At 54.3% G+C, this 25,056-nt stretch carries 21 protein-coding genes; 10 read left to right on the top strand and 11 right to left on the bottom strand.

Features of this window, described 5'->3' with window-relative positions; translation table 11 throughout:
- Nucleotides 1-66: 66 nt before the first annotated feature.
- The 4 genes from BMX66_RS02770 (at nucleotide 67) to BMX66_RS02760 (ending at nucleotide 2,539) form a co-directional block, all read left to right on the top strand.
- The gene (locus BMX66_RS02770) at nucleotides 67-663 is read left to right on the top strand and encodes a polysaccharide deacetylase family protein (RefSeq protein WP_090878147.1); all 597 of its coding nucleotides are present in this window, start codon (nucleotides 67-69) and stop codon (nucleotides 661-663) included.
- Complete coding sequence (locus BMX66_RS02765; protein ID WP_090878145.1) at nucleotides 660-1,148, top strand: hypothetical protein; 489 nt, start codon at nucleotides 660-662, stop codon at nucleotides 1,146-1,148. Before BMX66_RS02770 ends, BMX66_RS02765 begins: the two co-directional genes overlap by 4 nt.
- Nucleotides 1,149-1,194: 46 nt before the next feature.
- A complete protein-coding gene (locus BMX66_RS15930; RefSeq protein ID WP_255398782.1) occupies nucleotides 1,195-1,320 on the top strand; it encodes a hypothetical protein in 126 nt (41 codons plus the stop codon).
- Nucleotides 1,321-1,936: 616 nt separating this feature from the next.
- A complete protein-coding gene (locus BMX66_RS02760; RefSeq protein ID WP_090878143.1) occupies nucleotides 1,937-2,539 on the top strand; it encodes a tetratricopeptide repeat protein in 603 nt (200 codons plus the stop codon).
- 171 nt (nucleotides 2,540-2,710) lie between these two features.
- On the opposite strand, the gene BMX66_RS02755 is transcribed toward BMX66_RS02760, so the two are convergent.
- Nucleotides 2,711-3,919: a hypothetical protein gene (locus tag BMX66_RS02755; RefSeq protein WP_090878141.1), complete on the bottom strand. Its 1,209-nt coding sequence runs from the start codon at nucleotides 3,917-3,919 to the stop codon at nucleotides 2,711-2,713.
- Between the two features lie 60 nt (nucleotides 3,920-3,979).
- Nucleotides 3,980-7,150, bottom strand: coding sequence for a hypothetical protein (locus tag BMX66_RS02750; protein WP_090878139.1), 3,171 nt, complete (start codon nucleotides 7,148-7,150; stop codon nucleotides 3,980-3,982).
- A gap of 482 nt (nucleotides 7,151-7,632) precedes the next feature.
- Here BMX66_RS02750 and BMX66_RS15925 point away from each other — a divergent pair, with 482 nt between their 5' ends.
- The gene (locus BMX66_RS15925) at nucleotides 7,633-7,764 is read left to right on the top strand and encodes a hypothetical protein (RefSeq protein ID WP_255398781.1); all 132 of its coding nucleotides are present in this window, start codon (nucleotides 7,633-7,635) and stop codon (nucleotides 7,762-7,764) included.
- A gap of 262 nt (nucleotides 7,765-8,026) precedes the next feature.
- Nucleotides 8,027-8,410: a VOC family protein gene (locus BMX66_RS02745; RefSeq protein ID WP_090878137.1), complete on the top strand. Its 384-nt coding sequence runs from the start codon at nucleotides 8,027-8,029 to the stop codon at nucleotides 8,408-8,410.
- Nucleotides 8,411-8,663: 253 nt separating this feature from the next.
- Here BMX66_RS02745 and BMX66_RS15920 read toward each other — a convergent pair whose 3' ends face one another.
- The 7 genes from BMX66_RS15920 to BMX66_RS02715 all read right to left on the bottom strand — a co-directional run bounded on the left by BMX66_RS15920 (nucleotide 8,664) and on the right by BMX66_RS02715 (nucleotide 15,619).
- Complete coding sequence (locus BMX66_RS15920) at nucleotides 8,664-8,900, bottom strand: hypothetical protein (RefSeq protein WP_255398780.1); 237 nt, start codon at nucleotides 8,898-8,900, stop codon at nucleotides 8,664-8,666.
- Entirely contained in the window at nucleotides 8,885-9,169 is a 285-nt protein-coding gene (locus BMX66_RS15915) for an REP-associated tyrosine transposase (RefSeq protein WP_255398779.1), read from the bottom strand. Before BMX66_RS15915 ends, BMX66_RS15920 begins: the two co-directional genes overlap by 16 nt.
- A 94-nt stretch (nucleotides 9,170-9,263) precedes the next feature.
- Entirely contained in the window at nucleotides 9,264-9,581 is a 318-nt protein-coding gene (locus BMX66_RS02735) for a DUF190 domain-containing protein (protein WP_090878135.1), read from the bottom strand.
- 66 nt (nucleotides 9,582-9,647) lie between these two features.
- Nucleotides 9,648-10,034, bottom strand: a complete 387-nt coding sequence (gene crcB, locus BMX66_RS02730; RefSeq protein WP_090878133.1) for a fluoride efflux transporter CrcB — start codon at nucleotides 10,032-10,034, stop codon at nucleotides 9,648-9,650.
- 39 nt (nucleotides 10,035-10,073) lie between these two features.
- The gene (locus BMX66_RS02725; protein ID WP_090878131.1) at nucleotides 10,074-11,096 is read right to left on the bottom strand and encodes a class I fructose-bisphosphate aldolase; all 1,023 of its coding nucleotides are present in this window, start codon (nucleotides 11,094-11,096) and stop codon (nucleotides 10,074-10,076) included.
- 109 nt (nucleotides 11,097-11,205) lie between these two features.
- The gene (locus tag BMX66_RS02720; RefSeq protein WP_090878128.1) at nucleotides 11,206-13,353 is read right to left on the bottom strand and encodes a hypothetical protein; all 2,148 of its coding nucleotides are present in this window, start codon (nucleotides 13,351-13,353) and stop codon (nucleotides 11,206-11,208) included.
- A 115-nt stretch (nucleotides 13,354-13,468) separates the two neighbouring features.
- A complete protein-coding gene (locus BMX66_RS02715) occupies nucleotides 13,469-15,619 on the bottom strand; it encodes an EAL domain-containing protein (RefSeq protein WP_090878126.1) in 2,151 nt (716 codons plus the stop codon).
- Nucleotides 15,620-16,003: 384 nt separating this feature from the next.
- On the opposite strand from BMX66_RS02715, the gene BMX66_RS02710 reads away from it, so the two are divergent.
- The 4 genes from BMX66_RS02710 (at nucleotide 16,004) to BMX66_RS02695 (ending at nucleotide 23,877) form a co-directional block, all read left to right on the top strand.
- The gene (locus tag BMX66_RS02710) at nucleotides 16,004-16,936 is read left to right on the top strand and encodes a histone deacetylase family protein (protein WP_090878123.1); all 933 of its coding nucleotides are present in this window, start codon (nucleotides 16,004-16,006) and stop codon (nucleotides 16,934-16,936) included.
- Between the two features lie 75 nt (nucleotides 16,937-17,011).
- On the top strand, nucleotides 17,012-18,331 hold the full coding sequence (locus tag BMX66_RS02705) for an ABC transporter substrate-binding protein (protein WP_090878121.1): 1,320 nt from the start codon (nucleotides 17,012-17,014) through the stop codon (nucleotides 18,329-18,331).
- Nucleotides 18,331-22,560, top strand: coding sequence for a PAS domain S-box protein (locus BMX66_RS02700; RefSeq protein ID WP_255398778.1), 4,230 nt, complete (start codon nucleotides 18,331-18,333; stop codon nucleotides 22,558-22,560). Before BMX66_RS02705 ends, BMX66_RS02700 begins: the two co-directional genes overlap by 1 nt.
- Before the next feature lie 90 nt (nucleotides 22,561-22,650).
- Nucleotides 22,651-23,877 (top strand): EAL domain-containing response regulator, encoded by a 1,227-nt coding sequence (locus BMX66_RS02695; protein ID WP_090878119.1) that lies wholly within the window; start codon nucleotides 22,651-22,653, stop codon nucleotides 23,875-23,877.
- A 76-nt stretch (nucleotides 23,878-23,953) separates the two neighbouring features.
- Here the strand turns inward: BMX66_RS02695 and BMX66_RS02690 are convergent, their stop codons facing one another.
- Entirely contained in the window at nucleotides 23,954-24,427 is a 474-nt protein-coding gene (locus tag BMX66_RS02690; protein ID WP_090878117.1) for an RES family NAD+ phosphorylase, read from the bottom strand.
- On the bottom strand, nucleotides 24,424-24,969 hold the full coding sequence (locus BMX66_RS02685; protein WP_090878115.1) for a type II RES/Xre toxin-antitoxin system antitoxin: 546 nt from the start codon (nucleotides 24,967-24,969) through the stop codon (nucleotides 24,424-24,426). Before BMX66_RS02685 ends, BMX66_RS02690 begins: the two co-directional genes overlap by 4 nt.
- Between the last annotated feature and the right edge of the window lie 87 nt (nucleotides 24,970-25,056).

Raw genomic sequence — 25,056 nt, 5'->3', positions numbered from 1 at the left:
ACTCTATCAAAAAAACGGCCAACCCTGGGTTTGCCGGTAATCATCCAGTTTTTCAGGGAGCTTGAGATGCTAGGCGACGGAAAATCAGTAGTCCTGTCGTTTGACGATGGTCCGGCGCCCGTGAGTGCGCTCGAGAGTATCCTGCGGACGCTTCGGGAAAATGAAATCAGAGCGGAGTTTTATGTTCTCGGCGACGAGGTCAGGCAATATCCGGGAGCGGCAAGCATGATCGTCAGCCAGGGGCATGACATACAGAACCATTCCTGGAGCCATCCCAACCTGGCCAGGGAGACAGAGCAGAACGTGCGATGGGAGCTTGAGCAAACCCAGAACATTATCCGTGAAACGACAGGTGTAACGCCGACCAGGATACGTCCGCCGTATGGGGCCGGTGGTTTTCGTGGCCATCTCGATCCGGAGCTTGTCGATGTGGCCAGGGAGCTGTCGCTCACCATCGTGACATGGGATATCGATACCGAGGACTGGAAAGCGCCTCAAGGATTAGGACCGGACAAGATAGCATATATCGAGACCCAGTTTGCGCAACAGCCGCGGAAGGTCTCATTCAATGTCCTCATGCACGTGCAGGGGGCGACTGCGAGAGATCTGCCCGCTTTTATCTCCCAGCTAAGGGAATGGGGATTCGCGATTGCAGGACCGTGACGGATCGGAATAGCAAGCACGGGTCGCGCTGGCGCTCGCGCGTTACGCCGCGCCCCTTCGGGCTGGTATTTACGTTGTTATTCAGCCCGGCAGGTCTCGCGCACGAAAACCAGGAATATGATTGCAGGCCGGACATCAAATATGAGTGTACGGCGGATCAGTGCGAAAAGATAACCAGCGATTTCCAGCATGCGGAATCATTCGCCTACAGTGCGCAAACCGGCGAGATCTCCGCATGCCTGTGGACGAACTGCTATGCGGACAAGGCGACCGTGTTCAGAGACCCAACTGCCCGCACCCTTACTGTTATTGGCAGGTTAATCCCGACCGCTCATCCCGGTAATGAGCCGATAATCGTATCTTTGACGATCGATAACAGTAAGACCGACGATACCCACAACTTCACGGCTATCTGGGGTTATCGAAGCGAAGGGCTGACGCTCGACATGGGCAAGTGCGTGACCCAGGAATCACGGCAAAGGTAGCAGGTGATCGCAAACCGCGGATTGTCTGGTAAAGGAGAAAACAATCATGCCTGCCCAAGTTCAAATTGCCCGCCCCTTGGCTCATCATAAAACCATCGCTGTGCGTCTTGTATTCGCTATTTCTCTTCTTGTCATGGCGTCACCCGTCATCTCCGATATGGCGTCTCGCTGACCGCGTTGCGCGTGTGTATGAATAATGACAACACACGGATCAAGGGTCTTCAGATTCGCGGGCGCAAAATTGATGACAACGGAAGTGTATCCGACCTACCTGTCCGGTATCGGATGCATCCGGTTCATCGGGGCTTTCGGCATTGATCGACCAACACTCCAGTGACGAACGTCCTAATTGCGATAGCTGGAAGAAATGGGCGGAATGCCCTGCGGGCCAGATCGCGACGGCTATCACCGCCCATTTTTCCGCCGGTCAGATCCGCGCAGCCTCACCGGCATCGCGCTGCAATGCCGGTCAGTCAGCAAGGGCGGGTGAGCGGCGGATTTGTCCATCAATCCCGTCGCCTGGTCATACAGGCAGTGCGATCAGGGCAACAATCGCAACCCGCTTCGGCAGGTTTTCTAATTTCTGTTTTAAAGAGCTATCGGGGCCCAATTAAAAATTATCGTAAAAATACTTAAAACCCTGGAAGCATAGCCTGAAGCGGGCAGTTCATAGGCTACAATCCCGCTGGTCGCAAAGTCTTTTCGCGTCCGCGAAACTTCCAGGATTTGCAGTTCAGGTATCCGTGACAATAGATGGATCATTCATGCGGTATTCATATGGAGAATATATGGAGCGATTAATTTGGGGCGTAATTATCCTGCTCGGCCTGACGGGCTATGCCTTTGCCGATGAAAAACCGGCGGGTGAATATATGCGGGATGGAACGGTAGCCCAGGAACGAGGCGATTGGGATGAAGCGCGCCGCATTTATGCTCGTGCATTCGCCGAGGCCAATCTCGCCGCGGCCGATCCCCGCTTTAAGGCAGTTCTCCACTATGAATACGGCCGCTCCCTCGGCGTGACGTGCTTCTTCGAGGAAGCAGAGCGTCAGCTCAATCTCGCCAACGACCTGGACAAGCACACCGGAGGCGTATTCTATCTATCCCTGACGGAATTGGCGCGCCTCAACCTGGATCAACGGAAGTTCGTTGAAGCCGTGTCTTATCTTGAACGCGTTCTGGCTGAATTGGACCCCCTGATCACTGCCAGAAGAGTGCCCGTGTTCTATGCTAACGTGCTTGACGACTACGCTTTGGCCCTTTCCAGGGCAGGACGCGAGCAGGATGCTGAAGCAGCAGCGAAGCGGGCTGCGGAAACCAGAGGAGCCATACCGAAAGAGCACTCCATCTCGGATCGAACACCCTATGGTAAACACTGCGTCAAATCCTGAATTCTTCGATTGCCTCGTGGCATGGCCAGAAGCCGGATTTCGAATCCGCGCAGTGCGACCGGTATTACTATGCAGTGCCGTGAGATCAGCAAGGAGGAGTAATCAATATCTTGGCGGATAACCTGACAGGAAATCAATCGCATATTGCTGAGTTAAATCCATCATCGAAAGCTACCGTTCCCCCGCCGCCTTCTTGCCCAGATAAGCAGCTTGGCCCAAGCCGAATATGGAAAGCAGCGTTGCATCGACATCCGGCATTGTAACCACACGGCGGAACTCGATCTGCTCCATGAACTCGACAGCGGATATTGCGTAAATGATGACTGCCAGGATTGTGATAACCACCATCTGAAAATCTCCGAGGTCCGTGCGGCGGGAATCGTCGCATATGAGATCGGTGGCCTGCGGGATGTCGGCGCTGGTTTTGACATCTGTCTTGCCCTCAGAGGCGGCTCTCTCGACCTTGCCTGCCGTAATCGCCTTGGCGGCGGTAAATGTCAGCACGCTGATTCCGGAAAGGATAAGCAGATGGGGCGGGATGTCCACTCCCCCCACGTAACTCCATCCGGCCGCGAGGATGCGGTGAGATACGATGGCTATGTAGGCGCTGATGACGAGCCAGAACCAGAGCACGGTCTGAAACTTGGAACTGCTGTAACGGTTGTCTCTCCCCAGGTATAGGTCTGCGGGGTGGCCCTTGGTAAAAACGTAAGCGATAGTCCAAAGCAGCACTACTGCGCCTGTGAGCGATAGCCAACGTGCCTCACGCGTCACCGGCTTGCTCTGCCACTCAAGAGATTTCACGTGGTTGATTCCATCCACGGCGTCGGTGCCACCATCGCGAACGTAAGTTGCATTTATCCCGTCGCCGGGGCGCATCGCCGCCACAAGCGGCTGGAATTGCGCAGATGCCTGGAGCGGTACGTTAACCTCATTCTCCGGTTTGTCGGGTTGCTGAGTTCGAACTATCAGCCACGACATATCCGCGGCTATTTCCTTGATTGTACCGGCAATGGTCTTACCGATGACCCGGGTTTCGTGGAGTATATTACCGTTGGGGCCGGGCTCGTAAGATAGCCGAACCAGATCGCCGCGCCTTGGCTGAACCATTGAGAGCTTTTTCCCGCCCGGAAGAAATTGCCGTACCTGCCCGCTCACGGATTTCACCTCCAGGGGTTCTACCTGCACAACCATACCCTCGAAGCTTGCGGATACAGAATCGGAAGTTGAGCCGAATGCTACATCTTCATTTTTTGGCTGAGGCTGCGGCGGCGAACCGGCGTTCCCGTTAACGCTGGCCGGTGGAGGCGGTTCCTGTGCAAAGAGGGGTGGCGCAAGCAGAAGCAACGCAAGTGTAAACAAGAGTTTTCTATTATTCATATTAATCGACTCCTGAAAAAAGAAATATCCAGGTTCTCCGTGCAGCGCGTTACACAGTCGTCAGAAACTCGTCGCCAGATACTCGAGCAAGAGCACAATGCCATATGCTCCGGATGGCAGAGCTATCGCGGCGCCGAATACCGGGTGTTGAGTAAAGGGTAGGAAGGCGCCCCTATGATTGTTTTTGATTGCGACAATTGTCCATTCGATCTGCCGCTTCTCTTTTCGCTCATCCGGGGTTTGATCCGGCAATCCGATGAGCTTCATTTCAAGGCGCTCGATGGCCTGCCGTTTGGCTGCCTCGGCTGACCGTCGCAGTAACATGCTATTGAAGAAAATCAGTGTCGCGCTGATGGTGAAGATAATGATGAGCGCGGCCGAAAAATCCCAATTGTCGAGGTAGGTATGGCGCGCAAAGCCCAGCAGTAACATGATAATGAAGGGAAAGTAAATAAATTTACCGAGGAGGGCCGTGCGTTCGACAATCAATTCGATGCCCAGCCATTCATCCAGATTCTTCTCGCTCACGCCTCGCTCTTTGGCTATTGTCAGCCGGGTGTCGTCCGACCATCGGACTTTCCCCATGCCAATACAATCGACCCATTTAAGGCAAATTCTGGTGGCATCGATCACATAGAATATCAGGACCAGCGTCGCGATCGAGCTCAACACAGTGCTCGCATAATTGATTTTCGCGCAGGCTTCGCCCCGGCAAGGTACATAGGGAAAACCGAACAGTTCCAGCAACAACCATGCGATAGCGAAAGCAACGATAACCTGTGGCACAATCCGAGCAGTGACCATTTTGATATCGCTGTATACTGCGCTTCCCCACCACAGAAGAGCAGCGTCAATCTGGCCGCCAGCTTGCGGACGCCACTTATGCAGCCCTATACAGCAGTCAAGGAACTTGGCGGAAAATAATGGAGGGATGGGATCGAGTTTATCCGCCAGCTTATCTTTTTCTTCGAATTCGAAGTCACGCGCCAAAGCTTTCTCGTTATCTTTCAATTTTTGCCAGGAATACCGAAGAAATACAAGAGTCATGGCAAGGGCGAACAGACGAATTGCCACCGTTGGCCAGGCACTGATTCCTTCGGTCAACACAAATGGCTCGTTTTCCGCCACATTGGGTATCGTCCATCTTACCCATCCTATCAGGCTGTAACATGTTGCTCCAATAGCAATGGCCATCCCGAACAGTTTCCAGGCCAGCCTGGTAAAGACATTTGCCGCCACGCTACTGATCAGCATGGCGGCCAGGATGAGGGAGATGACCGTGATGAACTCCAACGCAAACCGTTTCAGGCTCCGCCAAGGGTCGGAATCCAGATCGGGCCGCGGCGGATGGATGCTTGAATAATCCCCCAACCTGGGGTTTGGATCGACACTGATATCAAAAGCGCCATGCCTGCCGACTTCGTACAATCGCGGGGCCGCAGTCCTGGAAAATTTTTTATTCGCATCGTCACCCATCCTCAATTGAAAATAATCCGAACGAGGGGGCGATCTGAAATGGTCCAGAGCCCACAAAGCGGAATAAAACAAAGAGGTCTGGTAACTATCCCGGAATGGGGGAATTGGGGTTTGAAGATCCTGTTGAAGTTCCAGCCCGAAGTGCGACGCAACGATGAGATTGCGCGTCCACTGCCATTGAGACGGATGGGTCAGCTTGGCATTCAGATCGGTGGTAAAGAAGATAGCTCGCGGAAATGTCGGGCGTAATGCCTGTAGTATCAAGAGCTTGTCATATACATCGCCGCCTAGCACGCCGATTGCCCTGAATTCTTCGCCACGCTGCTCTTGCTCCTGCTTCAGGGACACCGCAAGCCTGCGAACGTAATCGAGCTGACTACGGCCTTCAGGTCTCTCAGCCCACCCTTTATTGGCATACAGGTTCTGGTGCTCTAGCATATTCGTTTGCTGAGCCGCTCCTGGTTCCTTATCGTTTGCCTTGGCTGGCAATTCTCCATCCAATCCCATCAGGTACGAGTATCGTGAGACCCAGTCAGGCCATTCGTCTTTGCGTAGCTCATTGATCTCAGCTTCGAATCCCTGGAGTTTGCTGAGACCGTTATTCTCGGCCACCGCGGCGAAGATACGCGGCAAAGCGCGCCCATAAAGCGTGTCCCATTCCGAAATCAGCGCGATTCTATGTTTACAGATGTTGGCTGGGCAGTCCTGTAAATCCACCTTGCGACGTCTCAATTCCTCAAAAAGCTGTTTAGCCAGCACAGCGTCGGTCCCAATCGTCCTGGTCAATTCGATCCCTGCACAGTCGAATATTTCCTTGACAGTCCTGTTTGGTTCTTTGACATTGTGAAGCTGATGCGGATCAGGTGGATTGAGCGAATAATCCAGTAAAAAGGTATCGTCTGCCGTTGCCCAAGGAGAATAGAATTTGGCATCGTTTAATGGTCTGAAGGGAGGAATACAGGCATGGGTTTGGACGGCCTGCAGTTCCTTTACCATTGCGCTCAACCCAGTGGAGAATCTGGGCCCCAGTACGCGGTATGTTGGTTTTATTTCAGGCGGATTTTTGCTGAACGCTCCATTAAGCGCTTCCAGAAGTGCATTCAGGGACCCGAGCGGTTTTTCGCTGAAATCCTCGCCTTTGAGCCATAAAACGAGAACCTGCTTGCCGTATGTCTCATCCCGGATTTTTGCCTTCGGGTGAAACAACTCGGCGGGGATTAGTATGCTGGATTCATTTTTCTGCGCAGGTCGCGCTGCCTTCTCTTCCTCCCGATCCCACCTGAAAACGCGGATATGGTCCCCTGATTCCGGCACGTAACCCGCCGCCCCCAACGCCGATATCAGGGCGTAACGGTCGTTGAGCCTTGATTCGGCGCCGCTGGAATACGGGCTCCCGTCCACAAATACCGGCAAGATGCGAAGGCCCGGCGAGACGCTTACTGATTTCTTGATGCCGGTAATGAAATCATTGATGCTTGAATCATCAATAGTGGCGGCGCTGGCTGTTTTACCTGACTCCTGGAGCCGTTTTTGCTCATTGATACGATGTGTCGCAACGGCTTCGAACGGGTCTTGCCAAAGGCGCGCCTGCACCCGGTCCTTGTCCAGAGATAAATAGTTTGCCTTTTCCTTGTCGACTGGCCGGGAGGTTTTAAGCGCGAAGTCCTGATAGACGAGTAAGCCTCCTATCATCGTCACCAAAACAGCGACCCCCGCTAGCGGCAGCTTGGGTTTCTCGTCTTGTTGTTCCGCCATATGGTTAGCCTTTTGTTCCGGCCGGCTGCGGCGTTTGACCGATTTCGGGCCGTGCCGAATGGTAGAACTGACTTATGTATAGCATAAATACCTGTAAAAGCTAAGGCCGCTACCCATCGCCAACCCGGCTTCATAGGACAATGCCTGGAATCTGTATAGCAGGCGAGCCAGGTTGTTAATAGATTCGGGAGGCAAATATCGGCAAATATAAAGAGTCCCCTGGTTCTGTTAGGCATGGCTATAGCGGACTATGATGCAGCTCCGCGGCTTTCTCGAAACCGCTCGACCAATCCCGAAGTTGTACCTTGGTCCAATAGGCAACAAGCGTAGAACCGGTAAGATGCAGTTGGGAAATAGCTAACGAGAGAAATAGCTAACCCCGTTGCAGCAAACGCCACCGCCCGGCCCAGCGATCCTGCGCCGGGCTTTTTTTTCTCGATTCGCTGCCGTTAATAGTCATAATGTTATTCAGGAATAGCAACATGCGCGTGAAAATCATTATCGTGGCATTGGTAATCGGTATGGTATGGAGCAACGAACGAGCGTCGAGTAAAACGGATAGTGGCGGCTCGGCTCGTACCGCCCTCGCGTCCGAGCAAGGGGAAAAGAAGTAGATAGATTGGGCCAGCGGCAGGTTACCATCTTGGTTTACCCGGCGATTACATGGATTTTGATTAAACTTGCAATTGGAAAAACCCTGGTACTGGAAATCAAGGGTGAGGATTCGGCCCAAATAGAGCAAAACGCGCCGCGCTGGATGCGTGGGTAAAGCGGTTAACACCAAGGGCGGCTTTGGTATCTGGGCTTGGGACGTGGTGTTTCAAACCTGCACAGATTCGGATGTCATAAATAAATGGAATTGATAATCTTGTTATTATGAAAATTAAATTGAATAGCGTACTTGTTGACGATCAGGACAAGGCCCTCAAGTTTTACACGGAGGTTCTGGGATTTATTAAAAAAAACGATATGCCCGCGGGGGAAGCAAGGTGGTTGACCGTTGTATCGCCCGATGCGCCGGACGATGTCGAGTTGCTTCTTGAACCAATGGGTTTCCCCGCTGCCAGGACATACCAGAAAGCGCTCTTTGAGGCAGGTATCCCGCTAACGGCATTTGCCGTTGAGGATATTCAAAAAGAGTACGAAAGGATGAAAGAACTGGGCGTGGTATTCAACATGGAGCCGACAAAGGCGGGGCCGGCAACCCTCGCTGTATTTAACGATACCTGCGGTAATCTTATACAACTCTATCAGGTTTAGTCGGGCGCCCCAAAATACATTGACCAAAACCTGCTGACGTCGCTATTTGATATTTGTCACCGCGTCGTGCAACTCGTACCGGAGCCGGATTTATGCGATGCTCTGCGCTGGTTGGGGACTCATCCAGTTTGTCGCAAGACGAAGAGACGCGGTTTAGTAGATCGGGCTTTGCCCGACATCATTTCTGGTTCCCGGGCATAGCCCGGTCTACTTGTTATAAACGGACGAGCGTCAGCCCAACATCATTCCCGTCTTATTCGCCAAAAGGTTTGCCATCAATTTTGGTTTCGGCAATGCCCCAATCCGGGGGATAAACCCCGGCCGCAACGAAACGATGAAATGTGGAATAAGGCCAGTCCGCCGCATATCTGGCTAAGCCGTGTTTCACAGGGTTCCAATGGATGTAGTCCAAATGGCGGGCAAAATCATCCTCATTGCGGATGAAGTATTCCCAATACCGGGGTTGCCAGAATTTTATCCCGGGCGCCATGCCCAGTTGTGCCGCGTCAAACGTTTAATCTTTGCCCATCGCAACGGGTAATCTGCATCATCTTCTGGCAAGTGCCAAAGGCAGTGCAAGTGATCTGGCAACAAAACCCACGCATCTATGTGAAATGGGTGTTCTTTGCGCACGGTTTGTATTGCTGCGCGTAGTGCCGCGCGCGTCATCTCTTGAGTAAAAACAGGCTTTCGTCCAGCTGCTACCACGGTAAAGAAATAAATTCCTCCCGGTGCTTGATAGCGGCGATAGTTGGGCATGGTTATTTTTCAGACAGCTGGGCGGAGCCAAGTACTTTTATTCCGACGGGTAGAACCCGCCCTACGACCTACACTTCATCCATAGTTTATGCCGTCACTCCGGCAAAAACCCGTACTCGACCGGGGATTTGACATAAAACAGGTCCACTCCTTCCGTCTGCAATAAATCCAGAAACTGTGCAGCCTCGTCCTCGCTCAGGACAAAACTGACTTCCACTGGCAGGTCCGCCGCAAGCTCAAGGAAAGTCTCTTCGTGCAATATCCCATGACGCCCGAAACCGGCTATCGCTCGCATTGCTGTACCGCCGTTAAAGCCGTATCTTTTTGCGCATTCCAGCAGCCACTCGAACAAAAGAATGCCATGGTGTTCGCGGTATTCACCCACGTAAAATTTGAGAAAGATACCCTGCATGTCGTCCTCCTCTTCCTCTTTGTATTGCCTTTCACTTTCAGGATTGGATTCAGCCAAAGATGCGTGTTAGTGCTGCGCAAGCCATTTGATAGTCATTATTCCGAGTACTGTCATCGCCAGCGAACCAGCCAGATGCGAGAAAATGATAATAGAAGCCCAGGCGTATTGCGCCCGCAATAGCAGGGTAACCGTTTCAGCGGAAAAAGTGGAGAAGGTGGTCAATCCGCCGAGAAAACCGGTGATGACAAACAGCCGTGCTTCGGGTGGAAGCACCGTGTTGTGATGGAAATACTCGACTGCGACGCCGACGAGATAACCACCGGTCAGGTTCGCCGCCAGCGTGCCAAGGGGGAGGGTGGGAAATACCGGGTTAAGGGCCATGCCGAACCACCAGCGCAGCCATGCGCCCAAGGCCGCCCCCGCGCCCACCGTCGCTATCGCGTAGACGCCCATCTTTTCATCGCCTTCATCGCCTTCATCGCCACATACAAGTCAGCTATTTTCCATTTTATGGCTGTATATTCCCTCGCGCGCCAAACCGTTTAACTGGCAGCGTTTAAAGAACGCTCGCTGTGCTTCGGCCACATTGCTTTCCCGACCCTTCCAGGTGGCAAGAACAGGCGCCTGCAACGCTCGTCCGTATGAGAAACTGAGTTGCCACGGATGATGCACATCCATCCCGTTCATGGCGTTCAGATTATCGGTTGCGTCTTCCGCGCTTTGACCGCCAGAGAGAAATACAATACCCGGAATCGCTGCCGGCACATGGCGACGCAGACAGCGGACCGAGGCTTCGGCGACTTGCTTCGCGCTGGCTTGATGTGGGCACTTCATTCCGGGAATCACCATATTCGGCTTGAGTAACGTCCCCTCGAGCAGTACGCCATGAGCATTGAGCTCGGTGAATAAAGCCTCAAGCATTTGCGAGGTGACCTTTTCGCATCGGTCAATATCGTGCGCGCCATCCATGAGCACTTCAGGCTCTACGATCGGCACAATGTCGGCTTCCTGGCAAAGGGCGGCATAACGTGCCAATGCATGGGCATTTGCGCGAATAGCATAGGCAGACGGCACTTCATGCTCGTCAATCTCGATCACGGCCCGCCACTTTGCGAATTTCGCACCTAACTGCTTATATTCAGCAAGCCGGTCGCGCAGCCCGTCGAGGCCTTCAGTGACTTTGTTACCCGGATATAGCGCCAGCGCCTTTGCGCCTTTATCCACCTTGATGCCGGGTATAATCCCCCGACTCGACAGCAGTCTGGCAAAAGGCGTGCCGTCACGTGAACTTTGCCGCAATGTTTCATCGAAAAGAATGACGCCGCTGATATAGCGTTCGATGCCATCGGTGGTGAAAAGTATTTCACGGTACCGCCGGCGATTTTCTTCGGTCGACTCAACCTCGATGGAATCAAAACGCTTCTTGATCGTTGGGTTGCTTTCATCCGCCGCCAGAATACCTTTCTGCTTCGCAACAATGGCTTCGGCCACTGACTTGAGTTCATCGATATTCATGGATTTGTATCTCCTCTAAAGATGAAAATTTTATTGCCCTAAAGCCAGAAAAATAGCCAAAAAATCAGCCTGAAGCTAGAGACGGATATTTTTTTGTTTCTAATGCCAGTTATTGAGTTTGGGGTGCATCGAAAAAGCCCATTTGCCACAAGACGATCAAAGCAACGATGGCTCCCGCAATCAATACAAAGAAAGGCCACACCGTTTTTTTATCCGCGTAGGGATCCGCAAGCGACCGGCGTGCGCCTGCCGGCAAATAAGCAAGCTTGGTCAACGATGTACCGAACGTAATATTGATGCGCGCTCGCGCGTTAATCGCCCAGCCATTTGCATCCAGTACAGGCCCGAGGTTGCGTTTCTTCAACTTGAACCAGGCGACCGCCATGGCCGGTCCGGAAATCAATAATATCAGGCCGATTATCGCCAGAGGTATTTGCCAGAACTGTAATCCCAGAATGCCACTGACAAGGGAAGCAAGAATGCCGCCGATGGCGCCGAGCGCCAGCCCTATCGCCGCAAAAATCCCGGCAAATTTGCCCACATCGAAAGGCGCCTTCGGGGGTGGGGGAGGGGTTCCAGCCGCTACAGGCGTCGCGGTTTCCACTGCTGCCTTGATCAGTTTATCATGTGCGGCGGCGGCCTTCGATGCGGCCAGTTTCTCCAACTGCTCGTTGATGAATTTAATCAGTTTTTTATACGGCGACCAGAATGCCTGGCGTATGCTGATCGGGTGGTCCAGTATTCGCACAATGGTGGCGTCCCAGTCCTGGCCTCTTCGATCGTAGAAAATGCCATTCCGGCCGACCATGAGAAAATCCGAATCACCGGCGGTAAAGGCGGCAGCGATACTCATCTTTTCGGCACCCCCTTTGCGCACGCAATCGCAATACGCAAGATAAAGTCCGCTCATGTTGGCAAACCCCGCGTGTTTGCCTATATCGTCCACCCTGACGCACAGATCGCAGCTGCGTCCATCCAGGTACAACGTGCCCAACTGGAACAGGGCTTTATCTCTTCCCGTGTAAAAGCTGCGAAAGGATACGAAATTATTCACCAGTTTGAATAAGTCGCGGTTGTACCGCAGTAGTTTTTCCACAGAATGGATGACCTTTACCACGCTTGCTACCGCTTTATCCTGACGGATCAGATTATCGATCGCTTCCTTATGCTGACCGCTCGCGATCTCACGCAAACGTGCTACGCCCAACTGCTCGGCGCAGCAGGCTGGTTTAGCGGTTTGCCATGCTTCAAAGGCGGAAAATTTAGAACAAAGCTCCGCCCACTCCGACGCAAGCAGATTCTGTTTTTCTCCGAATAGCGGCACAATGGCTTGCTCACGCAACGCATCTATCTCTTTTTGCCACGCGGGATTGATGCCGGAAATCAATGGCAGGGGTTTGTCCGGCTCTACTGTCGCCAGCGGAAAGCTTGCTATATCGGTGTTTTGAGCTGACAACATTTGTGCGGCAATGCCCTTGTAGTCCTCGGCAGAACGGCTTAATGGCACGGCTGCGCGCGCATCATAAGCCGCCATATGACAACGGGTGAAGTAGTCGCTGACTTTTTCCTTGACGGCATGGAACGCGTCTGCGGCTGCATGCGTTTTTTCTGCAAGAAACCGGATATTCGCATCGCTATCACCCTTCGCCTGCCATTCTGCATAAGCGGCAACTTCGGCAAAAAAAGCGTCGCTGATTTCCTGGTTGACCCCTGCCTTCCCACTCAGATCCACGACGGAACCGCGGCACTTCATGATGTCTTCAACCGTTGCGCGTAATGCCGTGTCTGCAATCTGACTGGCAGGAACGACACCATCACCATTGAATTGCAGACCCGAAACAAACTTCTCGATGTCGGCCATATCCGCAAGGGAAATCTCTCCTGCATCCGCCTTACCCAGGGTTTTGAGAATATACTGCGCTGAAGCAAGCACCTGCTGTCCCTCTTCGCTGCTATCGTCTATATCTGCCAACATCACGCGATCCGAACCTTCGATCAGCAGATCGGGATTCCTCAGCAAATTGCCGGCCCAGGCGATAGCTGCGAGCACTTCATTCGCATGTACGCGAGCATCGTCGTCATGGTCGATCAAATCAAGGGTCCTGGTGTCGAATTCTATGCCGCGCGTCGGGCAACTCAGCGCCACCCACAACTTTTGGTCCAGGTCTTTTAACGCCAGCAAGTCTGCGCCGTTGTCGATCTGCACCTGATCGAAACCACCCGCGCGGAAAAACTTCCATGTATGTGAGGTAGCCATCCTGTCTCCTTGGTATTATTAAAATCGTAAGGCTTTAGGGAGTTATAGACACAACAACTGAGCAATGCAAACAACGAAGGGTATTTGGCAAGACTAAGCAAGTGAAACAGGAAAATTATTGTATGCCAGGTCCGGTAACGCCATCGAAGCCGAGTTTTATCAATGCCTTCCGCTCCGCTTCAGTTTGTACGCCCAGTGCAATCACGATAATGCCAATGTTATGAGCCAGCTTGCATAAGTCTTTCAGGAACCGCTGGTTACTCTTGTTCTGATGGATGCCGTGCACAAAGGCAGCGTCTACTTTAAGATAATCGAGGCCGAAACCGGTGAGTTGCTGGAGTTTATCGGCTTGGGGGCCAAAGTGCTCGATGCCGGTTCGGCAGCCAAGTCCCTTCAGGGTGTCGCAAAAATCACGAAGAGCTTCGAACTTGCGAAAAGCCCCATACTCTGGCACTTCAACCCAGAGCCGCGGACAAAAATCGGGATATTGGCCCAGCAATTCTACAAGTTTATTGCGAAAATCCCAATCCGCCAGAGTTTCAACAGACAGATTGACCGCCAGTTCACCGGGGGACGACTTCAAGGATTCGAGGGCATGGCGGATGACAGCGAGATCAAGGGGTCCGGTGAGATTGAGGCGGACCGCGATGTTGACGAAATCGCTCGCGTCCAGCCACCCTCCATCGCGCTGGGCTTGCATGCGGACACAGGCTTCTTGGTGCAACGGCTCCCCGGTGCGTCCTGCCACGGGGTAGAGAGCCAGATTGAAGCGGTCTTCGGCGAATGCATCGCTGAAGATCTGGCGCCAATCGCCGATATTGATGGTTGGGGCAGGAGGGTGATCAGGTCGAACTGCAATGGTGTGCCAGGCATTGATGCCTGCGCGTTCGGCGGTGCTCAGCGCGGCGTCAGCTTTCGCGAAAAGCTCACCCAACTGGTCCCCCCGCTGGTAACGAACGACGCCAATATGACATAAATCCGAAATATGCCCTCCAATTTGCGATGACAGGGCAGCGAGCTCTTTTGTCAGCTCATTTGCGACTTGGCGCGCATCCTCGATATCGGGGACAAGAAGCGCGAAATCGGATCCATTCAAGCGGGCGGCGAGAGGAGTGGACGTTTCGCCACGCGCAGCCTCGGCGCCGACGTGGCCCATCAGGGTTCCCACCTGACGGAGCAGGTTGTTTGTTTCGATGCGGCCAAGCTTCTGATTGATCTCTTGCAGGTTATTGAGCCGCAGCAGAAAAAGAATACCGCCTTGTAGTTTGCGTGTCACGATATCTTCCGGAGCAGCCTCGGCGCCTTCGCCTGGGCTTGGGATGGCGGCTTCACTCTTTTTATCCGGGGCGGCGGCGTCCCCATCCTCGATCCGGGCGGCAACTTCCTCATCTCCGCCTGAGGCAGCAATTTCAGCGTTTATGTTCGAAGGATCTTCTTCTCCATCTCCGGCCGAAGCGCTCTCGCTTACCTCCACGCCAGGAACGGTATCTCCGCCCCGGAGGATTTCGGCAAGGCGGTTCATGAAATACTCGCGATTGGCCAGGCCGGTGACTGGATCGTAATTCAGCCGCTTTTGCAGCGCCTCGAGCCGCGAGGTTTCCTCGATAGCCCTGTTATGCAAACGTCTTATCATGTCATTTGCGGCGCGTGCGATGCTGCGCAATTCCGGTATGCGAGGTTCGGAAATAGTCAGAAAGCGCCGTTCCGTGATAGCTTCGGCCTGTCCGACCATCGCGGCCAGTGGCTTCTTGATACGGTACAGTATCAGCACACCGATGAGTCCGCAGAAGAGGCCCGCGGCCAGAAACCAGATCAGCAGGCTTGCTGTTTGATCCCAAAGCGCCTGATGGGCGAGTTGAGCGCGACTTGCCACCTTGATAACGCCAAAATGCATCCAGCTATCCGAGATTTGAGCGCGGCCTGCCTCGGCGCTGATGGGGAAGAGATCGATAAACCATTCGGGAACAGTAGTGTCTGTCCGATCCCGCACCCGCTCAGCGATCACTCTGCCATCAGGCGAAGTGATCGAGATCGTCTCATATTGGCCGGTATCGAAAACCGCGGAGATCTGCAGACCGATCGTAATGGGATCTTTGTTTAGTTGCGAGATGGAATGCGCGAGGGAATTGGCGCTATCGATATTTTTTCGATGAAGCTGCTGCTCAAGATAGCTTTGGGTGCTGATCAGACTGATGGCAAGGCTGCCTGTGAAACTTATCAGAGTAACGAGTATGACAGTCAGCCAGAGTTGTCGGGAAAGGGACATTGAATGCCTTATTATTTTAGGAAAACTCTGGATGACCCTGAATAAGTTCCCGATTTTGCCATCGTACGCGCAAGGGCGCCGTTATTTAGAAATTTCATTGGGTCATGAGATTATCACGGACTGGACGATCGTTTCAATTTTGAGGAAATCAAGGCAGTGAAGGATGCGACAGACGCAACAAGTAGCAAAGCAAACGCAGTTGAGATGAGGCGCCTGCCAGCATGTATTCATGTACCGCATGTATCGAATGTACCGCATGTATCAATGGCATTGAAAATAAACTTTGGATTCCCTTGTTATCGAGATCTACTATTATTCTTGTGATGCTCCTTGTGAGCATCCCGATTGCGCCTCGCCCAGAAAGGACTTATCGGAGGTTGCTGAATGCATACGGCTTTTATTTCTCATCCCGACTGCCTGTTGCATGACATGGGTTCATTTCATCCCGAAAGCCCGGCGCGGCTCAGGGCAATCGAGGATGCACTGACGGCTTCCGGCTTGATGGATAAATTGGAACGCCATGCTGCGCCCCTGGCCACGCCTGCGCAGGTGAAGCGCGTCCACACCCCGGAACATATCGCTTTACTGGATGCTGTCGCATCCCGGGCGCTTTCAACGGGTCTTGCATATCTCGATCCGGACACGGCGATGAACTGGCATAGCCTGAAGGCAGCCTACCGTGCGGTGGGGGCGGTAATTCTGGCGACCGATCTGGTGATCGGGAAGAAGGTGAAGAACGCTTTTTGCAGTGTTCGCCCGCCGGGCCATCATGCGGAACGTGATCTGGCAATGGGTTTTTGTCTTTTAAACAATATCGCGGCTGGAGTTGCCCACGCTGTCGAAGCGCATGCTTTGCAGCGTGTCGCGGTAGTGGATTTCGATGTGCATCATGGCAACGGCACAGAGGATATCTTTCGCGACGACCCACGAGTCATGATGGTTTCCACGTTTCAGCATCCGTTCTATCCGTACAGCGGCGTTGCGGGACGTTCAGAGCGCATGGTGAATATCCCGCTGGCTGCCGGTAGTAATGGCCAGGCTTTCCGCGAGGCGGTGAACGAATTCTGGCTGCCGTCTCTTGAAAAATTCAAACCGCGGATGCTATTTATTTCGGCCGGATTCGACGCTCACAGAGATGACGATCTTGCTTCACTGAATCTGACGGAGGACGATTACGCGTGGGTGACCGAAAGAATCGCGGAGGTCGCGAATAGATACGCGGATAACCGGATCGTATCGTCGCTGGAAGGAGGATATGCGTTACCTGCGCTGGGACGGAGCGTCGCCGCCCACGTGAAAGTTCTCATTGACTCCTGATGGAGTTATTGTGGCTGCGAAGATTTTCTCCCCCGATTTGTTTCGTCATGGGGCTATTGTGTCTATGATAAGGACATGAGGGAACCTCTGAACAAGTCCTCCGAGGCAGCGCGCTCGGGAAACCAGGTGTTGACGGGCAGCAACAAGCCGCGTGTTTCCGTTATCTTGCTGATCGTTCTGCTGATTGCCGCCGTCATGATATGGCAATACTATGCGGGCACGAAGGAGAAGATCAGGATCGGCGTGCTCCACTCGTTGTCCGGTCCCTTGGCGACGGGTGAAAAACCATTGGTGGATGCGATCCAGCTTGCGGTCGAAGAGGCCAATGCGGCGGGCGGTATCAACGATCGGAAGATAGAGGCAGTAGTGGTGGATTGCAAGTCTGACTCGGCTTATTGTGCCGAGCAGGCCAAGCGGCTGATCGTCGAAGAGCAGGTACAGGCCTTGTTCGGATGCTGGACGTCAGACTGCCGAAAAGCGGTGAGACCCATAGTCGAAGAACACCGCCATTTGCTCTTTTATGCACTGCGATATGAGGGCATGGAAGAATCTCCGAACATCCTCTACGGCGGCACAGTACCCAATCAGTTAGTCATGCCTGCTGTACATTGGGCGCTGGAAAATCTCGGCAAGCCAGGTAGCCCCGATACGCGCGGCAAGCGGATTTATCTCGCAGGATCGGACTATGCATATTCGCGCGTTACGAATATTCTCATCAAGGATTTGCTGACCGCACACAGCGCGGTGGTGGCGGGGGAACGCTACCTCCCCCTCGGGTCCATGGTAATGGACGATCTAGTGGCGGATATCGTCAGGCAGCAGCCGGATATCGTATTGAATACCATTAGCGGCACAGACAATGCTGTGTTCTTTCGAACGCTTGAAAAGAATGGAATCACTCCCGACAAGATTCCGGTATTGTCATTCAGCGTAACAGAAGTGGGATTGACCGCCCAGGATACCGTGCCGATGACAGGCCATTATGCGGCGCGCAATTATTTTCAGACTATTCCGACTCCTGAAAATCAGGCTTTCGTGCAACGATTCCGCGACCGCTTCGGTCAGCAAGCCGTGCTCGACAGTCCGATGGAAGCTTCTTACGTCAACATGCAGATGTGGATTCAAGCGGCGCTCGAGGCCGGTTCGGGCGATCTGGGCAAGGTGCAGCGCACAATCTTGCGTCAGAGCCTGCCGGCGCCCGAAGGGATTGTCTCGCTCGATCCGAACACACGTCATGTCTGGAAGGTGGCCCGCATTGGCAAAGCACGCAAGGACGGCCAGTTCGATATCGTGTGGGATTCCGGACGCCCACTTGAGCCGGCACCATTTCCCACATACCGATCCCGCGAAGAGTGGGACCAGCTTCTCGAAACCACCGCCGGATTGGAGTGGTGATGAGATTCACGTCGCTCACGCAGCGCTTCGCGGTCTGGTTCGTGGCGGTTTCTCTGCTGCCTATCCTGATCATCGGATACAGCCTGTTGCGTACCTTCGAAACCGAGACGCAGAATACCGCGATCCGGCAGGTTGCAGCCATTGCCGATATGAAAACCGAGCAAATAGATAGTTATCTGCGAGAGCGGCTTCTTGACGCCAGGGTTATCCAGGCGGCCAGTACCACGCGCGCGGCTATGCAGGAATTCGCTCGTGTATATAAAAGGAGCGGCGTCAAATCGGCCGAGTATCGCCAATTGGACCAATATTATCGCGAGCACTTCATGCGTTTCGTTGAGGACGCCGGCTATTACGATCTGTTCCTGATTTCTCCGGAGGGCGTAATTGTCTATAGCCAGGCGCATGAAGCCGATTTTGCCACCAGCCTGATTACCGGGCCATACCGGAATAGCGGGTTAGGCCGGATTACGCGCAGGGCGCTCAATACCTTGCAGAACAGCGTTTCGGATTTTGAATATTATCCCCCGTCGCATGGCGCAATCGCTGCGTTCATGGCATTTCCTGTTGTGCTTGAGGGAAAACTCGAAGGCGTGCTTGCGCTGCAGGTCTACAGCGAGCGCGTATTCGAGGTGGTGACCGACAACGTGGGCCTGGGAGCGAGCGGCGAAACGGTGATCACACGACTTATGAACGATCGGACCGCGCTGGTGATGGCGCCATTGAAACATGAGACCAATGCGGCACTGGAGTTCAAAATACCCCTGAATAATCCGCCGTTTTCGATAGCCATTCAAAGCGGTCTGCACGGCGAGCGCGGCGGCGGGTTAAAAACGGATTACCGCGGCAAGGAAGTTGTGGCGGCATGGCGCTATCTGCCTCGCATGAACTGGGGCATCGAAGTCAAAATGGATGCGGATGAAGTATTCGCTTCGGTAACACGTGTGCGGGCTTTCAGTTTGATGATTCTCGGCCTCACACTCCTTGCCGCTCTCCTGGGCGCAATTTTATTCAGCCGGCGTGTAGTCACCACCTTGAAAAACCTGAGCCATGGCGCCCATCACATTGCTGCGGGCAACCTGCAGCAGCGCGTGCCGGTGGAGGGATGGAACGAGATAGGGGAACTGGCAGGCACCTTCAATACCATGACCGAACGCCTGACCATCAGCAATCGTGAACGCGATATCGCGGAGGATGATCTTCGCCAGCTCAACCAGGATCTGGAAAACAGGGTCGCCTCGCGTACCGCTGATCTGGAACGCGCCAATGCGGCGCTGGTCAGCAAGGAAGAGGAAACACGCTCAATAGTCGAACATATGGTGGATTGCATCATCACCATCGATGATAAAGGCATTATCCGGTCGGTCAACCCGGTGATAGAAAAACTCTTCGGCTACACACGGGAGGAGGTGATTGGCCAGAACGTTTCGATGCTCATGCCCGAACCCCATCACAGTGCTCACCAGAATTATATCGACAGGTATTACCGGACCGGGCGCGGCCGGTGCGAGTTCGATCACATTCTCGCGCTGGAAGTGGAAGGGATACATAACATCGGCATGGGGCGCGAAGTCGAGGGGCGACACAAGAATGGTGAATTGATTGATCTGTATGTGGCTGTAAGTGAGTATTTCGTCGGAGGGAAAAGGTACTTTACCGGCGTTTTGCGCGATATTCGCGAACGCAAACGGGTTGAGCAGGCTTTGCGCAATAGTGAACAGCGCTTTAGAGCCATCGTGGATAACCTGGCTGCGCTTGTTGGCGAGATGACCCCTGATGGTGTCCTGGTGGAAATCAACCGTACCGCACTCGAGGTAGGCGGCCTGCAAAGCGAGGATGTTATAGGCAAGTGCTTGTCGGAGACCGGGTGGTTCTCCTACAAACCGGAGGTGCAGCAACAACTCCGGAAAGATATCAAGCGGGCGCAAGCCGGGGAAATCGTCCGCCGCGACTTTGAGATACGCATTGCCAATGGCGGTCTCATGACAGCTGATTGCATGCTGGTGCCGGTTCGGGATGCCAAAGGCCAGATCGTTAAAATAATTCCTTCTGCAATCGACATCAGCGAAAGGACTCGCATTCTGAAGGATCTCGAACAGGCACGTCACGACGCCGAGCAGGCTAACCAGGCAAAATCGGTTTTTTTGGCGGCCATGAGCCATGAGATACGTACCCCGATGAACGGGGTGATCGGCATGGCCGACGTATTGCAGCAAACGAGCCTCAACGGTTATCAGATGGAGATGGTAGACCTCATCCGCGAATCGGCGTTCGCCCTGCTGGAGATCATCGAGGATATTCTCGATTTTTCCAAGATAGAGGCCGGCCGGCTGGAAATCGAAAAGGCTCCCATGTCGCTGGTTAACGTAGTGGAGAAGGCTTGTGCGATGCTGGAGAGCCTGGCTGTCAGAAAAGGGGTGGAGCTCACCATGTTTCTCGATCCCGCGATTCCCGAGGAAGTCCTGGGTGATGCCCTGCGCCTGCGCCAGGTGCTGGTGAATCTTACCAATAACGCCATCAAATTTTCCAGTGGTCAGAAGGAACCTGGACGGGTATCGGTACGCGCAGTATTGGCCGAACGCAGTGAGGATCAGGTAACGGTGGAGTTTCAGATATCCGACAATGGCATAGGCATGAGTGAAGAAACTCAGGCGCGGCTTTTTACACCCTTTACTCAAGGCGATGCATCCACTACCCGCCGGTTTGGCGGAACCGGACTCGGATTAGCCATCTCCCATTACCTGATTGAATTGATGGGAGGTGAGATCAGGGTGCAAAGCGCCCTGGCTGAGGGATCCGTTTTTACCGTCCGGGTGGCGCTCGCACTACCGCCCGCCGCACCAGCCCTGAGCAAGGTGGTGGACTTGACCGGTGTTTCCTGTCTGGTATTGGGTGACAAGGAGGGGTTGGGCGACGATCTGGCCGTATATCTGAAATACAGCGGTGCTACGGTCGAGCGTGAAACAGATCTGGCGGCTTGCCGAAAGCGGATTGAGACACTTCCACCCGGATTATGGCTACTGATCATCGATGCGGGGCATCATGCTCCGCCGCTCGAGGAGTTGCGCGCCGTCTGCTATTCCCGGCCCGATCTGGATCCGCATTTCGTGGTTCTTGAGCATGGGCATCATCAGCCCGACATCGAACCGCGCTTTGTTGTCATCAGGCGGGGGCGGCGCCGTCATGAGCGTTCTGAAACGGTGGATACCGTTACGCTCGACGGGGACGTCATGCATCGGGACGCTTTCCTGCGGGCTGTGGCCATTGCGGCAGGACGAGCGCAGGAAGAAGTTGAAATACCGGAATCTGCTCCGGCCGAGGCAGCAGTTGCGCCATCGCGAGAGGAGGCGTTGAAGGAAGGGAAGCTCATCCTTGTCGCCGAAGACAGCGATATCAACCAAAAAGTCATCCGTCAACAGCTCACTTTACTGGGCTATGCGGCGGATATTGCTCCTGACGGCCGGGAAGCGCTGAAACGCTGGGAGAGCGGCAATTATGCGCTACTGCTCACCGACCTGCACATGCCGGAAATGGACGGCTACCAGTTGACCGCGGCCATTCGCCTTGCCGAGCAAGGCAAAGCGCGAGCTCCCATTATAGCTTTTACTGCCAACGCCCTGAAGGGCGAGGCCGAGCATTGCCGCGCCGTCGGCATGGATGACTATCTGAGCAAGCCCGTGCAGCTTGCGCACCTGAAAGCGATATTGCATAAATGGCTGCCGTCCGCTCCCAGTACTGAGCTGCTTGCTCTCGCCGCGCCCGGCGCGCCGTCCGCCCCTGCGCCCACCCCGACCACATCGGCTACCCCAGCTACTCCAACCACGCCTACAACCGGCACGGCGCCCGGCACTCCCGACACTACCGGCGCTCCGCCCACCCCGGCTCAAGTTCCAGCGAAGGATAAACCAGTGGACGTGAGTGTTCTCAAAGAGCTTGTGGGGGACGATCCGACCGTGATCAGTGAATTTTTACGGGATTTTCGGACCAGTTCGGGGAAAACAGCAGCGGAGCTGCGTGCCGCCTGTGAGGCAGGACAGACAGAAACGGCCGGGTTCGCAGCCCACAAGCTCAAATCAGCGGCCCGCTCGGTGGGTGCATTGGCGCTGGGCGAGTTGTGCGCCGAAATGGAACAGGCGGGAAAGGGGGGTGACGCGCAGAAGTTAAACGAACTATTGCCGCGTTTTGAGTCGGAATTGGCCGCTGTAGATAAATACATTGCTTCCTTGGCATAATGCGGTATGGTACGTTTACCGTTCTTGCGCGGCCGTCATTGCAACCGCTGCGAGGTCCATCTATTGATCAATAACTGAAAGACAAATGAAATGACCGAACGATCCGCAGTCAGGATTCTGGTGCTGGACGATGAATCCTTCATGCTCAAGCTGCTGAACCGCATTCTGACGAATCTGGGATTTACCTCGGTCACGCTTTGCGATAACGGGCGCGCTGCGCTCGAGCGTGTCGCCGAGGCGGATGCGCCGAATGTGATCCTGCTGGATCTGAATATGCCGGAAATGGATGGGATTGAGTTCGTGCGGCACCTGGTCGACCAGCACTATGCGGGCAGCCTTATCCTGGTCAGCGGCGAGGATGAGCGTATACTGCAAACCACCGAAAAGCTGGTGCGAGCGCATAAAATCCCCATACTTGGGTACCTGCATAAGCCGGTCAAGCCGGACGCGTTATCCGCGCTGCTCGAGAAATGGGCGCCTCCTTCAGCCGAAGCTGCCGGGTCAGCGAAGAAAGTATACGTTGCGGATGATTTGCGGGCTGCCATGGCCAAGAGCGAACTGGTCAACTACTACCAGCCCAAGGTGTCAGTCGCCACTGGCGAGGTGGTTGGCGTCGAGACGCTCGTGCGATGGCAGCATCCGGTGGACGGCGTCATCTTTCCCGATCAATTCATTAGCGTGGCCGAAGCGTCCGGTCTGATCAATGCCCTGACTCAAGTTGTATTCACTGCAGCTGTGACACAAGCCAAGGCGTGGCAGCAAGCGCACCTGGACTTGCGAATCGCCGTTAATGTCTCAATGGACAATCTGGCATCGCTGGATTTTCTGAATTTTGTTGCCGAGCTTGCAGCTAAAGTGGGCATAGCCCCGCAGAATGTGGTGCTGGAGGTAACGGAAAGCCGGTTGATGCAGGATACACGCGCCCCGCTCGAGATTCTGACCCGGCTGCGCTTGAAGCGCTTCCGCCTTTCCATCGATGATTTCGGCACTGGGCACTCTTCGCTCGCACAGTTGCGCGATATTCCCTTTGACGAACTCAAGATCGACCAGGGCTTCGTGCATCGTGCCTGGAAGGACGAGACGTTGCGGGCGATGTATGACGCCAGCCTGTCTCTGGCAAGACAATTAGGCATGGAGGTGGTGGCGGAAGGGGTCGAGGACCGCGATGATTGGGATCTTCTGCGCCGCACTGGATGCGATCTCGCCCAAGGCGCTTTCGTCTCCCGGCCCATGCTGGCTGAAAATCTGCCCGGCTGGATAGAGAGTTGGCGGGAACGGGTTCAAAAGGAGTCTTTGACTACTGGTGAGCTGAAGTGAAAGCCCGGCAGGAAACTCAACACTTTCTCCTGCTTTCTCCTCAAGTCGCTCGAGGCGGGACGTCCCTGGTCTGCTGTTATCTCAGCCGGGCATCGTATGCCCAGCGCCGCAGCTTTTTCGCCTTGATCCGGGCAGCGGCAGGATGAGCCGGATTGATGAGGACGTTGTTTTCTTCCGGCACAATTACGGATGGCGCTAGCAAGAGTGCCGATATCCTGGCGGTGGCCCACTGATTTCCCGCCTGCAAACTTGTCAGGCCTGCCGGAATTGCGTCCCAGCTCACATGATCCTTCGGTTCGAGGATCGTTGCGGTTTTCCAGACGTCGTCAGGTATCTCGACAGAGACCAGGTACCGATTGAGAGGCAAATCGCCTGCAGCCAGATGCACAATCGTCTCCAGGCAGGCCAGCGCAATGGACCTGCTCGCATAGATCATCGGCGTTCCAGGGCGATTCCACCTTCCCCCTGTGCGGCGAGCGCCTTCTCCACTCATGTCGTCCGCACCATAATCCGGGGTATCGGTTCCGATACGCCAGAGCAGAACCGTCAAGCGTAGGCACCGCTTTGGATCTTGGCGATCAGGCCGGACACAAGCTCCTGACCCTCCGCGGTATCCATATACTCGGCAGGGCACCGGCCGCCAAGGGCCGGCGCCGGCCTGTCCAGCCAGTCGGCAACCCATCTGGCGGCGTCGAAGCCGCTTGGATCTCCAGATTGTTCGACCATCACCTGAACTTGTCCGACCAGCTTTGAAAACCCAAGCACCCGTTCACCCTGGTCGGGCGACAGCTGCTGCTTTGACCGCGCCCGGCGGTCAACCGTGGCTCGAGGCAGGCCCAGCACTTTGAAAAGGCGTTCCTTGGGTCTCCCGATGGTCTTGGCAATCTTCGCGACTTCACCGGCCGGTACGCCCTTTTTGATGATCTCGATGCGCTCCATAGGTCCCAGCTGGTATACGCCGGAAAAATTGGTCACGCTCACGGGTTTTTTCGTTTCAACGACATTCGTAACGGTAACCCCGGCGCGGGGACGTTTCAGCACCCGTTTCAGTATCTTTACCCCTGCCTGTGGTTTCTCAATATTGATAGTCATATCATCACTCCATTTGAGCATACATTATAGCTCATTTGAGTAATATATGCCAGCCAAAGGCGTATGACCATTTTCCTGATCCTGGAC

Source organism: Nitrosovibrio sp. Nv6 (genome assembly GCF_900110495.1).
Lineage (GTDB): Bacteria > Pseudomonadota > Gammaproteobacteria > Burkholderiales > Nitrosomonadaceae > Nitrosospira.
Note: the sequence above shows the minus strand (reverse complement) of the source record. Positions and strands in the feature narration are given on the sequence as shown.

What these genes read in the sequence shown, in the direction of transcription:
- BMX66_RS02770 (WP_090878147.1), top strand. Translation starts at nt 67, where the DNA reads ATGCTAGGCGACGGAAAATCAGTAGTCCTGTCGTTTGACGATGGTCCG.
- BMX66_RS15930 (WP_255398782.1), top strand. Translation starts at nt 1,195, where the DNA reads ATGCCTGCCCAAGTTCAAATTGCCCGCCCCTTGGCTCATCATAAAACC.
- BMX66_RS02760 (WP_090878143.1), top strand. Translation starts at nt 1,937, where the DNA reads ATGGAGCGATTAATTTGGGGCGTAATTATCCTGCTCGGCCTGACGGGC.
- BMX66_RS02755 (WP_090878141.1), bottom strand. Translation starts at nt 3,919, where the DNA reads ATGAATAATAGAAAACTCTTGTTTACACTTGCGTTGCTTCTGCTTGCG.
- BMX66_RS02750 (WP_090878139.1), bottom strand. Translation starts at nt 7,150, where the DNA reads ATGGCGGAACAACAAGACGAGAAACCCAAGCTGCCGCTAGCGGGGGTC.
- BMX66_RS15925 (WP_255398781.1), top strand. Translation starts at nt 7,633, where the DNA reads ATGCGCGTGAAAATCATTATCGTGGCATTGGTAATCGGTATGGTATGG.
- BMX66_RS02745 (WP_090878137.1), top strand. Translation starts at nt 8,027, where the DNA reads ATGAAAATTAAATTGAATAGCGTACTTGTTGACGATCAGGACAAGGCC.
- BMX66_RS15920 (WP_255398780.1), bottom strand. Translation starts at nt 8,900, where the DNA reads ATGGCGCCCGGGATAAAATTCTGGCAACCCCGGTATTGGGAATACTTC.
- BMX66_RS15915 (WP_255398779.1), bottom strand. Translation starts at nt 9,169, where the DNA reads ATGCCCAACTATCGCCGCTATCAAGCACCGGGAGGAATTTATTTCTTT.
- BMX66_RS02735 (WP_090878135.1), bottom strand. Translation starts at nt 9,581, where the DNA reads ATGCAGGGTATCTTTCTCAAATTTTACGTGGGTGAATACCGCGAACAC.
- crcB (WP_090878133.1), bottom strand. Translation starts at nt 10,034, where the DNA reads ATGGGCGTCTACGCGATAGCGACGGTGGGCGCGGGGGCGGCCTTGGGC.
- BMX66_RS02725 (WP_090878131.1), bottom strand. Translation starts at nt 11,096, where the DNA reads ATGAATATCGATGAACTCAAGTCAGTGGCCGAAGCCATTGTTGCGAAG.
- BMX66_RS02720 (WP_090878128.1), bottom strand. Translation starts at nt 13,353, where the DNA reads ATGGCTACCTCACATACATGGAAGTTTTTCCGCGCGGGTGGTTTCGAT.
- BMX66_RS02715 (WP_090878126.1), bottom strand. Translation starts at nt 15,619, where the DNA reads ATGTCCCTTTCCCGACAACTCTGGCTGACTGTCATACTCGTTACTCTG.
- BMX66_RS02710 (WP_090878123.1), top strand. Translation starts at nt 16,004, where the DNA reads ATGCATACGGCTTTTATTTCTCATCCCGACTGCCTGTTGCATGACATG.
- BMX66_RS02705 (WP_090878121.1), top strand. Translation starts at nt 17,012, where the DNA reads ATGAGGGAACCTCTGAACAAGTCCTCCGAGGCAGCGCGCTCGGGAAAC.
- BMX66_RS02700 (WP_255398778.1), top strand. Translation starts at nt 18,331, where the DNA reads ATGAGATTCACGTCGCTCACGCAGCGCTTCGCGGTCTGGTTCGTGGCG.
- BMX66_RS02695 (WP_090878119.1), top strand. Translation starts at nt 22,651, where the DNA reads ATGACCGAACGATCCGCAGTCAGGATTCTGGTGCTGGACGATGAATCC.
- BMX66_RS02685 (WP_090878115.1), bottom strand. Translation starts at nt 24,969, where the DNA reads ATGACTATCAATATTGAGAAACCACAGGCAGGGGTAAAGATACTGAAA.